Origin of the sequence: Citrobacter sp. Cpo090 (genome assembly GCF_030332665.1) — a bacterium.
In the GTDB taxonomy this organism is placed as follows: domain Bacteria; phylum Pseudomonadota; class Gammaproteobacteria; order Enterobacterales; family Enterobacteriaceae; genus Citrobacter; species Citrobacter portucalensis.
In genome coordinates, this window is the sequence record NZ_JAOWHK010000025.1 from 1495646 (window position 1) to 1510134 (window position 14489).

Sequence of the window (14489 nt, forward strand, 5' to 3'; positions counted from 1 at the left end):
AACGCCCTCCCCATTCAGGAGAGGGCTCGTTGGTTAAGAGAATATTAGTGCGCGCCTTTCGCCTGCGCCACGATCTCTTCGACATTCTCAGGCATCGGCTCGTACGGTGTCTCTTTCGAAGTTGGTTTGTCCTCTTTCAATGCTGCCAGCGCAGTTTTGATGGAGAACAGACCCAGCACCACAACGACGACCATGAAGAAGATAGTGAGACCCGCATCCAGACGGTTGTTAAACACCAGCTGCGTCAGCTGCGACTGGGTGTACTGCGCCGGAATGTTACCGCTGTCGATCATCGCCTGGAACTTGTTGGCGATAGCCAGGAAGCCGATTTTCGCATCCGGGCTAAACGCTTTCTGCCAGCCAGCGGTCAGGGTACAAATCAGCAGCCAGGCCGTTGGCACCAGCGCCACCCATGCGTAGCGCTGACGTTTCATCTTGAACAGCACCACCGCACAGAGCATCAACGCCATACCCGCCAGCATCTGGTTAGCGATACCAAACAGCGGCCACAGGGTATTGATACCGCCCAGAGGATCCACTACGCCCTGGTGCAAGAAGTAACCCCAGGCCAGCACGCACAGCGCTGTTGCCAGCAGGTTTGCAGGCAGGGAATCGGTACGTTTCAGACCCGGTGACACCACACCCAGCAGATCCTGCAGCATAAAGCGCGCGGCGCGTGTACCAGCATCGACCGCCGTCAGAATAAACAGCGCTTCAAACAGGATGGCGAAGTGATACCAGAACGCCACATCCATCATACCGCCCAGCGCGCCGTGCAGAATATACGCCATGCCTACCGCCAGCGTCGGCGCCCCGCCTGCGCGGGAGATAATAGATTGTTCGCCGACATCATTCGCGATCTGATGCAGCGTATCAGGCGTGATCACAAAGCCCCAACTGCTCACTACCTGTGCCGCTGATGCAACCACATCGGTAGTTCCTGCCGGTGCCAGTACTGCCATTGGGCTGTTCATCGCAAAGTACACGCCCGGGTCGATAACACAGGCAGCCACCAGTGCCATAATGGCGACAAAGGATTCCATCAGCATCCCGCCGTAGCCGATAAAGCAGGCCTGGCCTTCATTCGCCAGCATCTTCGGCGTGGTACCGGAGGCAATCAGCGCGTGGAAACCAGAGACTGCACCGCAGGCAATGGTAATAAACAGGAACGGGAACAGGTTGCCGCTCCAGACCGGACCCGTACCGTCAACAAACTTGGTCAGCGCTGGCATGGTCAGCGTCGGACGCATGATCAGGATCCCTACCGCCAGACCCACAATGGTGCCGATTTTCAGGAAGGTAGAGAGATAATCACGCGGCGCCAGCAGCAGCCAAACCGGCAACACGGCAGCGACAAAACCGTAGCCCACTAGCATCCACGTCAGCTGTACACCGGTAAAGTCAAAGTACGGTGCCCAGGTCGGGCTTTCCGCTACCCAACCACCGGAAATAATGGCAAACACCAGGAACACCAGACCGATGACCGACACTTCACCAATGCGGCCCGGGCGCAAATAGCGCAGGTAAATCCCCATGAAGATCGCCAGCGGGATGGTGAACGCCACGGTGTAGGTTCCCCACGGGCTGTGGGTCAGCGCTTTCACGACGATCATCGCCAGTACCGCGAGAATAATCACCATGATCATAAAACAGGCCACCAGCGCAATAACGCCCGCCGTTGGGCCCATCTCTTCTTTCACCAGTTCGCCAAGGGAACGACCATCGCGACGGGTAGAAACAAACAGCACCATGAAGTCCTGCACCGCCCCTGCCAGCACTACCCCGGCGAGCAGCCAGATCATCCCTGGCAGATAGCCCATTTGTGCCGCCAGCACCGGTCCAACTAACGGACCCGCGCCGGCAATCGCCGCAAAATGGTGACCAAACAGCACTTTTTTATCGGTGGGAACATAATCCAGACCATCGTTATGACGCACGGCTGGCGTCATACGCGTCGGGTCCAGCGCCAGTACATTTTTCGCGATGTACAGGCCGTAGAAACGGTAAGCGATAAGGTAGACACAGACCGACGCCACGACTATCCACAACGCGTTGATCTGTTCACCACGATTTAATGCGATATAGCCGAGGGCAAATGCTCCCATAACGGAGAGCACTGTCCAGACGAGGTACTTCCCTGATTTGTTCATAGTTGTTATCCGTTGTCCGATCCAGAGAGATGTTACATTTTGTTTCTATAACATCTTTTCTGAATTTAACAACCTGACAACTATACAAACCCGAAGTATCACTGAGTATTTACATTGCATTGTTAACTGGATCACCTTTGCTACAACTATAGCTGAAACAATTACGTTACTTATGCGGCTGGGCCAGCGTTTTGCTTGCCCAGGAGGCCAATTACAGAATCCATCATCAACATAGATACATTTATAGTAAATTATAATTATTTAGCCTTTCATCACTCTGCCGATGTGCCCTTATTTTAAAATCATAAGTAGCAACATCCTTAATTATAAAAACCATTAATAACCTTAGGATATTCTCATTTTTTATACATTGAGTGCCTTTATTAATCCTGATGAAAAATCAGACATTAAAAGCTACCTTTAGCGATAACGCCTACCTATAATCCAAAGCAATATTGATTAAGCAAAATTACATAAAATTATCACCACCACCTTCTGATATATATTTCAAAAGCACACATAGAAACATCCAAAATCATTTTACGCAGAATGTTGTTCATTAATAGCGGCATAATTTTATAAGGATATAAATAATGAATAAATGCTATCGCATTGTCTGGAATATCGCGCGAAACATGTTCATCGTCGTGTCAGAACGCTCTCGTGGCGATAACCGGGTACGAACCACCGTTGCCGGGGTACTTTTATCAACCGTCGGCATCATGACCAGCGGCGCCCTTGCCGCAGATAAAGGGCCACTGAGCGGAGAAACCATCATCCTGAACAATGGTGACACTATAACGTCATTATCAGGAGAGACGGGTATCGATAGCACCGTGACCGGTGGTCAAGGAGTGCAAATTGAGGGTAAGGCATCAATTAACGTTACGGGGGATAGCGGTTCAATCGGCGTTAAACTCGATAACGGTGTGATAAATGATTTAGGAAACGATACACAGATTAACGTAACCGATACTGGTTCAACCACCACAAGCTCAACAAATGGTGTTTACATTAGTAATGTAAATCCGGGTACTCGCATCGATACCAACAACCTATTAATTAACGTTGCTAGTAACAACACCGCCTATGGTGTTTATATTCACGGTAAGGATTCATCTCTCGACTTCGGGCAAGGAAGCAAAATCAACGTTGAATCCCATAACGGAAATAGTACCGGGGTCTTTTTCTATGATGGCGGTAATACATTCACCATGGATGGCGGCTCCATTCATGTCACCTCCAACTCCGCCGGTAAAGCGACGGGTATCGATACCTCCAGGGCAGAGAAAACCACGCTCAATCTGGGAGACAACACCCACATAGAAATCAACAGTGGTACCGAGAGAGGCAGTGGTCTCTATTTCGGCAAAGATACAACACTCAATGCGAACGGCCTGGTTATCGATGTCACAACGGTAGACTCGGCAAATACAGTGATGATTTATGGAATTCAGACAGGGTCAAACAACCATATTAATCTGGGTGAAGGCAGTAAGATAACGCTCTCCACTCCAGGTGGAACGGCCTATGGATTGACGTCAGGAATGGGAAGTCAGATCGCTGCTAATAACCTGACGATCGATGTATCCACTACCTCTACAGGACACACAAGTGGCCGCGGCGCAGACATCTCAGGCAACATCGACTTTGGCCACGACTCGACCATAACCGTGGCAGGCTTTTCCGAAGGATATGGTCTGTTTGTCGGAGATTATTCGGCGACAAAAAAAGAAGACGTCACTGCCGTAGCACATGCCGAAAACCTGACAATTGAAGTGACCGGCGGCAAAACCGAAGGTATCCGTATAGAGGGAGGTCTGGTAGATCTCGGTTCCGGCAGTTCCATCAGCGCCACCGGAACGGCGTCAACTATTTACCTCACTGGCCGAGGATACGGGGAACTTGACGCGGATAACCTGACGGTAAAAACAGCGCAAGGAACAGCGATAACAGCTCAAAGCAGCATGTATGCCACCGTCGTTAATATTGGTGAAGGCAGTACGATCGACGGACGAAGCGACACCGCCAAAACGTACGGGCTGGTAGCCAACACATCTTTTTCTGACCCATCAACGATCAATTTCAACGGTTCTCAAGATAATCGAAACACAATTTATGCCTCGGGAGGCTATGGCGCATCAGCACAATTTAGTGGTTCAACTATTAATATATCCAATACCGACATCATTATGAACGGAGGCAATTCCTACGGGCTTTCGGCTATAGGCGATAACAGTTTTACCCGCGCTGGCATTATTAATGCCAGCGACATGAACATCGACATGACAGGAGCCAGCAACGCTTCTGGCGTTATGGTTCAACAGGGCGGCATCGTCAATCTGAGTGGTGACACAACGATTAAAACCAACGACGATGGAATCGCTATCTGGGTACCTAAAGTGTCGTCCGGCAGCAATATATTGCCCGGTGGCACCATCAACGGTACGGGAAAAATGACGATTATCGGCGACATCGTTAACAGCGGCTGGGGATATATCAATCTGACAATGGATGCGGGATCTTATTTTGAGGGCGCAACATCCATCAATCACGACTTTAACACCCAGGGTCTGGACTCTGAGCTTAGCCTTACGCTCGCCGATCAAGGTAAATGGGTCGTTACTGACAGTTCAACCCTGACATCACTGGACAATGCGGGTACCGTAGAACTGGCAGCCGACAGCACATTACATGCTAATAGCCTGACGTTGCAGGAAAGTAGCATCCTGAATGTTGATCTTAGCGCAGCAGCCCTGGCCAGCGCCAATAGCGCACCATTGATTACCGGGGGTGAAATTGCGTTAGATGGTGATTTACATATCAGTAATAGCGGCAACGCACTGGATATCGGCACACTCACCTCCGACGCTCAATTACAAGACATTGAAACCATTACGTTGATTGATACAGACTCTGCAATCACCGGAGATTTTGCCAGCTTATCAACGGATACTGACTCAATGCCGGATTACCTGTCAGTATTCGGGCAAATCAGCGCCACAGATAACACCCAATACCAATTGGGTGTTGGCCTGAGCTGGTATGCCGGACACTCTGGCTCCGTCGCCACCCCTGCGCACGGCACATTCACCCTCGATGGCGGCAAACAGTTTACTGTCAATAGCCAACTGGAAGACGTCGCATCAGATACGCGCAGCGGTTGGGACGGTAAGAGCCTGACCAAAAAAGGAGAAGGCACACTCACTCTGACGTCGAATAACACTTATAGCGGTACCACCGCCGTGCAGGAGGGAACGTTATGGCTAATAGAGACAGGCATTATTGGTGCCGCAGGCAGTCAGCAGTATGTCACCGTCGGGCAAGGTTCAACCTTAGGTGGCAATGGCGTCGTTAACGGCAACGTGGACAACGCTGGAACATTACGCTTTGCCGACAATACTGCCGCCCAAAGCGGTTTTATCATAAACGGTAATGTCACCAACAAGGGCAGTATCGCAAGCTCCGGGACGACGCCGGGCAATACATTGACCATTAACGGCAACTATACCGGTATTAGCGACGACTACACCGGCACTGACGGTAGCCTGACACTCAATACCTATTTAGGGGATGATAGCTCCCCAACCGATCAGCTAATTGTAACGGGTGACGTGGACGGTAAAACCACGCTGTACATCAACCAGGCTGGAGGAGAAGGCGCATTCACCGACCAGGGTATTGAAATTGTGAATGTTGGCGGTACATCAACAGATGATGCTTTCTCGCTGGGCAATCGGGTCCTGATTGGGCCGTATGAATATCGCTTATACGAAGATAATGAAAATTGGTATTTGCGTTCACAGGCGGAGACACCCGATGACGGGGGAGATATTACTCCTGTCGATCCTGACGACGACGGCAGCGACGTAAGCCCTGTCGACCCCGATGACGGCGGCAGCGACGTAACCCCTGTCGACCCCGATGACGGCGGCAGCGACGTAACCCCTGTCGACCCCGACGACGGCGGCAGCGACGTAACCCCTGTCGACCCCGACGGCGGCGGCAGCGACGGGAAACCATCAAATCCACAATACCGTGCCGATATCGGTGCTTATCTGGGGAATCAGTGGCTGGCCCGCGAGCTACAAATGCAAACGCTGTTCGACCGTGAAGATAGCCAGTATCGTTCACATGAAGGCGACTTATGGCTACGTGTAAAAGGCGGAAACACGGACTCTACTGCTGCGGATGGAAATGTCGACATGGACAGCGATTACGTCCAGTTCCAACTTGGCGGGGATATCGCCACTTGGAACAACGGTCAGCAAAGTCTGACGCTGGGACTCATGGGAAGCTATATCAATGGCAGTACAGATAGCACAGGAAACCGCGGCGCAGATGGCAGCCAGTTTTCAGCCACTGGAGATATCGACGGCTACAATTTGGGCGTTTACGCAACCTGGTATGCTGATGCTATGCGTCATCGTGGCTGGTATGTCGACAGTTGGTATCAATATGGTTTCTACGATAATAGCGTTGAAAACGGTGATGCAGGAACAACACATTACGACTCAACCGCCAACGCTCTCTCTCTGGAAAGCGGCTATCGATATACGATGGACTTCGCCAGTAACCAATCGTTAAGTCTGATACCGCAATTACAGGTTGTCTGGCAAAGCTACAAAGCAGACAGCGTGCAAGCACACAATACGCGTATTGACGGTCAAAATAGCGAAAACTGGACCACTCGCCTCGGTCTTCGTGTCGAGGGTTCGTCACCGACAACCAATGCGGTTCTTCAGCCATTCGCCGAAGTCAACTGGCTACATATGACCGATGATATGGCGGTATCCTTTGATAACTCAACGGTAAACCTGGATCTTCCCGCCGATCGCGCTGAAATAAAACTCGGGATCCAGGCCGCTATCAACAATCAGTGGAGCATTAGCGCGCAGGCAACAGGGCAGAAAGGAAACAACGATTTCAGCGATCTCAGTGGCAGCGTTAACCTGCACTATAACTGGTAATCTACACAAAAACGCGTCTGGTATGCTCAGACGCGTTTTATCTTTTACCCCATCACCGCAGTGCCTAAACGGCAGGTGCAGCAGCGTCGTCCCTGCTCATCAAAGATGACGATTTCCCAGCTTTGATTTTGACGCCCAAGGTGCAACGGCTGACAAACACCGCGCACTTTCCCCTGCGATACCGCCCGATGATGCGTGGCGTTGAGTTCCGTCCCCACCACGCATTGCCCGTCGCGGGTCATCAGATAACCCGCCATCGAACCCAGCGTTTCCGCCAGAGCCGCCGACGCGCCACCGTGCAGCAGGCCAAACGGCTGATGCGTGCGGCTATCCACCGGCATTTCGGCTTCCAGCACATCATCCCCCAGCCGGGTGTAGACCATGCCTAAATGCGCCACCATCGTGTTCTGACTGGTGGCATTGAGTTCATCCAGCGTTAAATGACGTTTCCAGATCATCGTCATGCCCCCAGCGTGGAACCGCCGTCCACCACGATATCCTGTAACGTAATGTGGCTGGCCAGATCGGAGGCGAGGAATAAAATAGTGTTGCTAATCTCTTGTGGCCGGGCGATTTTCCCCAGCGGAATCCCGAGCTTAAACTGCTCGCCAAATCCACGAATGCGCTGTTGTTCCGCGTCATCGCTGACCCACAGCGTACGCTGCATGTCGGTATCGGTCGAGCCTGGCGACACCACATTACAACGCACACCGCTGCCCGCCAGTTCCAGTCCAACGGTCAACGCCAGGCTTTTCAGCGCGGCCTTTGACGCACCGTAAGCACTCATGCCGAGACGCGGCGTGTGTGCTGCATCCGACGCGACGGTCACGATCGCCCCGCCCTGCTGGCGACGAAACTGCGCCATCGTCTGCTGAAACAGATTGAACGCCCCGCCAACGTTAACCGCAAACGTCTGCTGCCACTCCTCAGTACTCAGCGCATCGGTGGCCCCCATACGCAAAATACCTGCGGCATTGACCAAAATATCCAAACGCTCGCACGCTTTGAGGACGCGCTGGCACACTTCAGCTACCTGTCCGACATTCGCCACATCCAGCACTTCAGTCGCAAACGGGTAGTTATCCTGAGGAAATTCGCGATCGAATCCTGTCACCTCAGCGCCTGCATTCGCAAATGCCAGCGCCGTGGTGTAGCCAATCCCTTTTCCCGCCCCGGTTACCCAGACGGTTTTCCCGGCAAAATCAAATCCAGCCATTACTTCACCTCGCGGGAGAGCAGCGCCCACCATGCGTCAATGGTCGGTTTTTTCGCCAGCATCACGAAATCAATGTCACCATGAACCTTACGCCAGCGCGCCGCCAGCGCCATCATGCGCACGGAATCCAGCCCGTAGTCGATCAGGTTTTCGTCATCCATCGGCTCTTCGGACTCATCCAGCAGCGGCAGAATAATGCTGCGCAACGCATCTTTACTGGCCGGGACCGGCGTCGGCAATAACTCCTGGGTCATTACCACTCGCCCGGAACGTCCCGCCACGTATTTCAGCGACATCAGGTGTTCGTCACGGCTAAAGTCCGCCAGCGCATCGGCAACCATAAACGGCTTGATATCACGCATAAATGCGTCCGTTGCGGTGGTCATACAACCAATATGCGCATACACGCCGGTAATGATCAGTTGATTACGCCCGGTTTCCTTGAGCATCTGTTCCAGCGGGGAGCGATGAAATGCGCTATAACGCCATTTCACCAGAATGGTATCCGCTTCATCCGGAGCCAGCGCCTCAACGATCTTTTGTTGTTCCGGCGAACGCGTCAGGCCCGGTCCCCACATATCATTGAGCAGAGCGCGGTCTTCATCACTTTGTTCTTTCGGCTGAGCGGTGTAATACACCGGAATGTTATGCTCTTTGCAGTACTGGCGCAGCGCGGCGATGTTCGCGACGACCTGCTCCATCATCGGGCAGTTATCACCCCAAAAGCCGATAAAATAATCCTGCATGTCGTGGATCAGCAGCGCGGCGCGTTCAGGGTCAAATGCCCAGTCGACTTTGTTCACCGGAACATCGAGCGCCGTTGGTAGCGCATAAGCCTGCAGTTTAGGAATTGCCATTTCTATTTCTCCTTCAGGCCAGTGAACGTGATGCCAGCCACTGACGTAATTGTTTTTTATCTACCTTCCCAACTGGAGTCAGCGGTAATGACTCAACGCACTCAACACGATCGGGTAATTTAAATTCCGCTATGCCCTGTTCGCGTAGAAAACGGCGCACCTGCACCGCGCGCAGCGGTTCTTTCACCACCAGCCAGGCACAGCTTTTCTCGCCCATCAGTTCGTCATCCATACTGACCAGCGCGGCATGGATAACCATTGGATGGCGCAGCAGCAGGTTTTCAATCTCTTCAGCGGCGATCTTCTCTCCGCCGCGGTTGATCTGATCCTTTTCACGCCCCTGAACGGTGATGTAACCATCCGGATCGATAGCGATCAGATCGCCGGAACAGTAAAAACCGTTGGCGTCAAAGGCGCTGGCATTATGCTCAGGGCTTTTGAAATAACCGCGGAAGGTGTACGGACCACGCGTCATCAGACGTCCGGTCTCTCCCTGGGCTAAGGGGTTGCCGTCAGCGTCTGCTACCCAGACTTCATCATCGGGACACATCGGGCGACCCTGGGTATTGATGATGCGCTCAGGACTGTCGTCCAGACGGGTGTAGTTCACCAGCCCTTCAGCCATGCCGAAGACCTGCTGCAACTGGCAGCCAATCTCGGCCGGAATACGCGCCGCAAGCGTGGCGGAAAGCCTCGCTCCACCAACCTGGAGCAGTTTCAGCGAAGCCAGTTGCGCATTGCTGCCCCACTCCGCAATCGCCTGCAACCACAGGCTCACCGCAGGTGGCACCAGCGCCGTGACGTTAACCTGATGCTGTTCAATCAGCGGGAAACACAGGGTTGCGCTCGGGTCAGCCGCCAGCACCACGGTACCACCGGCCAGGAATACACCCAGCGCGCCTGGCGAACTCATGGCGTAGTTATGCGCCGCCGGGATCGCGCATAAATAACGCGTTTCCCCGGTGAAGCGGCAAATCTCATTGCTGCGACGTACGCTGTAGTAGTAATCGTTATGAGTGCGAGGAATCAGCTTTGGCGTCCCGGTCGTCCCGCCAGAAAGCTGGAAGTACGCCACCTCATCAGCAGGCGATGGCGTGGCGCTAAAATCAGTCGCAGGCTGGTTTATCGCCGTTTGCAGATTGTGTTCACCTTCATCATTACGCAGTTGCACCACGCGCACTGAATTGTGTTCGGCCACAAAAGCGTTAAGAAAATCGTCCCCGCTAAACAGCGTATGCTGGCGATCGGCAATCAGCAGCGCCGGTTCAATCTGTTTGGCATAGGCGTTGAGCTCGTTACGCTGATGGCTGAACAGGGCCAACACCGGAGCTACGCCCAGCTTGAGTAACGCAAAGAAGGTGATATACAGCTCAGCCACATTGCCCAGTTGTACCAGCGCGGTTTCGCCGGGTTTGATCCCCTGGCGACGCAAGCTGCAGGCAAGATTGTCAGCGGCCTGATTCAGTTGGCGATAGCTCAGATGGCGTTCACCATCAATTACCGCCGTATGCTCGCTGTCGGCGTGACGGGTCAGAATGTCGGTCAGCGGCAAATCCTGCCAGTAACCTTTTTCACGATAGCGGCGGGCAAACTCATCCGGCCAGCGGGTGAAAGGAATACTCATTATTGCTCCTTAAAACCAGTCCACAAGGCTCTTAGTGCAGTCCAAAAACATTCAACATCGTGGAGAGCTTAGCCCCCGTTTCGCGCCATTCCGCAACCGGGGAAGAGGCTGGAACAATTCCTGCTCCGGCAAAGAAACGTACCTGATTGCGCAGCAGCTTCGCACAGCGGATCGTCACCACCCACTCGCCGTTACCTTCGGCATCACACCAGCCGACAATGCCGCCGAACAGTTCGCGATCGAACGGCTCCAGCTCGGCGATAAGCTTGCGCGCAACCTGGTGTGGGAAGCCGCTCAGCGCAGGCGTCGGATGCAGCAAGCACGCCAGCGTCAGGGCGTTTTCCTGCGGGTTGGCTTTACCTTCAAACGGCGTGCCGAGGTGCCAGAGCGTCGGCGTGGTAACCAGCTGCGGAGAAGAAGGCAGTTGCAGTTCACGGCTGCGATCGCGCAATACCGTTTTCATCGCTTGCGTCACCAGTTCGTGCTCATGGCGGTCCTTCTCAGATGCCAGCAGGCGGATCCCTGCTTCGCGATCCAGCACATCATCAGGCTGACGACGTGCAGAGCCCGCCAGCGGCAGAGAACTGAAACGATCGCCTTCTTTGCGCAGTAACAGTTCCGGGCTGGCACCAATCAATACGCCGCCGTCTTCAATCGGTACATGGAAGTTGTAGCTCGCCGGGTTTTGCGCCACCAGACGCTCCAGCAGCGCACCGCTGTCAATGTTGGCATCGGCGGTGATATCGATCAGGCGTGACAACACCACTTTGTCGACTTCCGGAGTGGACGTCAGCGCAGCCGCCCGGGCGACCATATCTTCAAAAAAGTCCTGTTCCGGGATCGATTTACGTTCAACGACGTTCAGCGACTGATGCGCGGTAAAGTAACGTGATGATTGCTGCTTCGCCGTACGAGAAAAGCTCTGCCACGATTGGGGAATAAACAGCGATGATGGCTGGCGGGTATCAAAGGGAATCGCCCCGACCATGACAGGGTTCGCGATGCCCTGCGATTTGGCATCAGCAAACAGTGCGTTCATTTTTTGTTGGAAAGGGCTGTCTGGCGAATCGCCATCAATTGCCGGTTCCGCATAGCGGGCGAAGCATCCTGACGTCGTAAAACTACGGTACGGCGACATAAAGAAAAAACTGTCGGGAGCGAGCGTCGGCATAGTCTGCGTTTTTTCCTCGGCCAGTGACGTATCCATATCATCCTCCAAAAATGATAAAGGCTCTAATAATGATTATCATTTATATTTTCGGTCGCTAACCTAAAAGTAAAGCGGCGGTATGTCAACTCTTGTGGTAGCACAATGTGCGACTTTGGCTTGCATCCTTGCTCGCTAACAATGAAAATGAGAAGCATTACTTATACTGATAACAGGAAGCTGATTCGTGAGTCTCCCCTCTTTTTGCCGCACCGTGCTCTTACTGGCAGGTTTATCTCTTTCAGGAATTTCTTCAGGTCACGCCGCCGACTGGCCGCGTCAGGTTACTGACAGCCGCGGCACGCATACGCTGGAACATAAACCGCAGCGAATTGTCTCCACCAGCGTGACCCTCACCGGCTCGCTGCTGGCGATTGATGCCCCGGTCATTGCCAGCGGCGCTACTACGCCGAACAATCGCATCGGCGATGCGCAGGGCTTTTTACGCCAATGGAGCGAAGTGGCAAAAGAACGCAAACTGAGCCGCCTGTATATCGGCGAACCGAGCGCCGAGGCTGTCGCAGCTCAAATGCCGGATCTGATTCTGGTCAGCGCCACCGGGGGAGATTCTGCCCTCGCGCTATACGATCAGCTGTCCACCATTGCGCCAACGCTCATCATTAATTACGACGATAAAAGCTGGCAGTCGCTGCTGACCCAGTTAGGTGAAATTACCGGTCAGGAGCAACAGGCAGCTGCGCGTATTGCCGAGTTTGATAAGCAACTGCAGGCGGTTAAGCAACGTATTACCCTGCCACCACAACCGGTCAGCGCGCTGGTATATACCGCCGCGGCGCACAGCGCCAACCTGTGGACGCCTGAGTCAGCGCAAGGCAAGCTGATGGAGCAGTTAGGTTTCACGCTGGCAACGCTGCCTGCCAACTTGCACACCAGTCAGAGTCAGGGCAAACGCCACGATATCATCCAGCTTGGCGGTGAGAACCTGGCGGCAGGCCTGAACGGCGAAGCGCTGTTCCTGTTTGCTGGCGACAGCAAAGATGCCGACGCTATTTACGCCAATCCGCTTCTGGCGCATCTGCCAGCCGTGCAAAACAAACGAGTTTACGCCCTGGGTACGGAAACCTTCCGTCTCGACTACTACAGCGCAACGCTGCTGCTGCAACGTCTGTCGGCTCTGTTTTAATGGCCAGCGCCGGATGCGGCTAACGCCTTATCCGGCCTACAAAACGTAGGGCACAACGCGATCAGACATTCACGGGGATTTGCCGGAATCGGCGTACCTCTCCCAACAACAGCAGCAGTAACAGACCGACAATCACCAGTCCAAACCCACTCACGCTTGCCGAAGCAACCGGCGTCATCATCGCGCCCAGACCACCTAACAGCGCCGCGCCAATCGCATCACCGGTGACGTTTTGCGCCGTCCACAAACCGTTAATTCGCCCGAGCATCGCTTCCGGCGTCTGCGTCTGTAACAGGGTGTACTGCAACAAAGAGCTGACCGCACTCAACCAACCGAACAGCGCCAGACAAACCACACCCAGCTGCCAGACGGGCATCAAGCCAAACAGACCGATAGCCAGGAACGAAGCCACGGTCGATACCAGCATAATCAGTCCCGGACGCACGCTGTGCGCCAGTTGGCCACTGGTCAATGCCCCCACCGCAGCGCCAAGAGGAATGGCTGCATACAGCAGGCCAATTTGCGCACTCGACATCTGCCAGTTAATCGCCAATGCCGGATACAGCACGCGCACGGCGCTCGCCATGGTCAACAGACCACCAAGCAACGCAATGCCGCCAATCAGGGGACTGGCAAGCAGAAAGCGAAATGCTGCCAGCAGCGATTTCAGCGGATGCTCGCGCGGCTGCGGCGGAGGTGGCAGTGCGGGAAGGCTCAGCAGAGGTAACAAAGTAATAAATGTGCCAGCCGCCGCCAGTCCGTAGTTCCAGGCCACGCCGCCGGTCGCGAGCAGCACCCCGCCAAGCATCGGTGAAATTACCGAGCCCAGGCGTACCGTCAACATGGTAATCGCCCCGGCCTGCATCAGATTCTCCCGCCCAACCAGCGCCGGCGTTGCCGCCAACAAAGCGGTTACACCCAGCGAGGCAAAGAAACCATCCCATAAGCCAAGCAGATAAATTGCCAGTAACGACGGTTCGGGCAGCAGCGCATTCAGACACAGACCAATAAAGCCAATACCGCAGGTTCCACGTGCCAGCAGGATCACTTTTTTACGCTCATAGCGGTCGGCCAGCACACCGCCCACCATCAGGCCAATAAACATTGCGCTACCGGTCAACGTCACCGACAAACCCACCTGCCAGGTCGACTGGGTCATCATCTGGATCTGTACCGGAACCGCCACGCCGAGTAGCCCCAGAGAGACAATGGAAATAAAACGGGCGAGGAAGACAGCGCGAAATGCAGGGTGGGTCTTTAACAGGCTGAGATTGAGCAGCCAGGATTGTCGATTCATTACAGAGCCTTACCAGGTACTTTT

General features: G+C 53.9%; 9 protein-coding genes. 2 read left to right on the plus strand and 7 right to left on the minus strand.

The window, feature by feature from the left end:
* Positions 1–44 precede the first annotated feature (44 nt).
* On the minus strand, positions 45–2150 hold the full coding sequence (cstA, locus tag OGY83_RS09975) for a pyruvate/proton symporter CstA (RefSeq protein WP_016152202.1): 2106 nt from the start codon (positions 2148–2150) through the stop codon (positions 45–47).
* A gap of 593 nt (positions 2151–2743) precedes the next feature.
* Between cstA and OGY83_RS09980 the strand changes: the two genes are divergently transcribed.
* Positions 2744–7120, plus strand: coding sequence for an autotransporter outer membrane beta-barrel domain-containing protein (locus OGY83_RS09980; RefSeq protein WP_286635784.1), 4377 nt, complete (start codon positions 2744–2746; stop codon positions 7118–7120).
* Positions 7121–7164: 44 nt separating this feature from the next.
* Here OGY83_RS09980 and entH read toward each other — a convergent pair whose 3' ends face one another.
* From entH to entC, 5 genes are read right to left on the minus strand one after another with little or no spacing between them, the layout of a single operon-like run.
* A complete protein-coding gene (gene entH / locus OGY83_RS09985; RefSeq protein ID WP_003022055.1) occupies positions 7165–7578 on the minus strand; it encodes a proofreading thioesterase EntH in 414 nt (137 codons plus the stop codon).
* Positions 7579–7580: 2 nt separating this feature from the next.
* Positions 7581–8336, minus strand: coding sequence for a 2,3-dihydro-2,3-dihydroxybenzoate dehydrogenase EntA (gene entA, locus OGY83_RS09990; RefSeq protein WP_286635785.1), 756 nt, complete (start codon positions 8334–8336; stop codon positions 7581–7583).
* A complete protein-coding gene (locus OGY83_RS09995) occupies positions 8336–9193 on the minus strand; it encodes an isochorismatase (RefSeq protein ID WP_044712739.1) in 858 nt (285 codons plus the stop codon). Before OGY83_RS09995 ends, entA begins: the two co-directional genes overlap by 1 nt.
* A 13-nt stretch (positions 9194–9206) precedes the next feature.
* Positions 9207–10817, minus strand: coding sequence for a (2,3-dihydroxybenzoyl)adenylate synthase EntE (gene entE / locus OGY83_RS10000; RefSeq protein ID WP_286635786.1), 1611 nt, complete (start codon positions 10815–10817; stop codon positions 9207–9209).
* Between the two features lie 31 nt (positions 10818–10848).
* Positions 10849–12024, minus strand: a complete 1176-nt coding sequence (entC, locus tag OGY83_RS10005; protein WP_048235908.1) for an isochorismate synthase EntC — start codon at positions 12022–12024, stop codon at positions 10849–10851.
* Between the two features lie 187 nt (positions 12025–12211).
* Between entC and fepB the strand changes: the two genes are divergently transcribed.
* Positions 12212–13168, plus strand: a complete 957-nt coding sequence (fepB, locus tag OGY83_RS10010; RefSeq protein WP_044699495.1) for a Fe2+-enterobactin ABC transporter substrate-binding protein — start codon at positions 12212–12214, stop codon at positions 13166–13168.
* Between the two features lie 61 nt (positions 13169–13229).
* Here the strand turns inward: fepB and entS are convergent, their stop codons facing one another.
* Positions 13230–14465 (minus strand): enterobactin transporter EntS, encoded by a 1236-nt coding sequence (gene entS, locus OGY83_RS10015; RefSeq protein WP_194211084.1) that lies wholly within the window; start codon positions 14463–14465, stop codon positions 13230–13232.
* Between the last annotated feature and the right edge of the window lie 24 nt (positions 14466–14489).

What these genes read in the sequence shown, in the direction of transcription:
- OGY83_RS09980 (WP_286635784.1), top strand. Translation starts at nt 2,744, where the DNA reads ATGAATAAATGCTATCGCATTGTCTGGAATATCGCGCGAAACATGTTC.
- entH (WP_003022055.1), bottom strand. Translation starts at nt 7,578, where the DNA reads ATGATCTGGAAACGTCATTTAACGCTGGATGAACTCAATGCCACCAGT.
- entS (WP_194211084.1), bottom strand. Translation starts at nt 14,465, where the DNA reads ATGAATCGACAATCCTGGCTGCTCAATCTCAGCCTGTTAAAGACCCAC.
- entE (WP_286635786.1), bottom strand. Translation starts at nt 10,817, where the DNA reads ATGAGTATTCCTTTCACCCGCTGGCCGGATGAGTTTGCCCGCCGCTAT.
- entA (WP_286635785.1), bottom strand. Translation starts at nt 8,336, where the DNA reads ATGGCTGGATTTGATTTTGCCGGGAAAACCGTCTGGGTAACCGGGGCG.
- OGY83_RS09995 (WP_044712739.1), bottom strand. Translation starts at nt 9,193, where the DNA reads ATGGCAATTCCTAAACTGCAGGCTTATGCGCTACCAACGGCGCTCGAT.
- cstA (WP_016152202.1), bottom strand. Translation starts at nt 2,150, where the DNA reads ATGAACAAATCAGGGAAGTACCTCGTCTGGACAGTGCTCTCCGTTATG.
- entC (WP_048235908.1), bottom strand. Translation starts at nt 12,024, where the DNA reads ATGGATACGTCACTGGCCGAGGAAAAAACGCAGACTATGCCGACGCTC.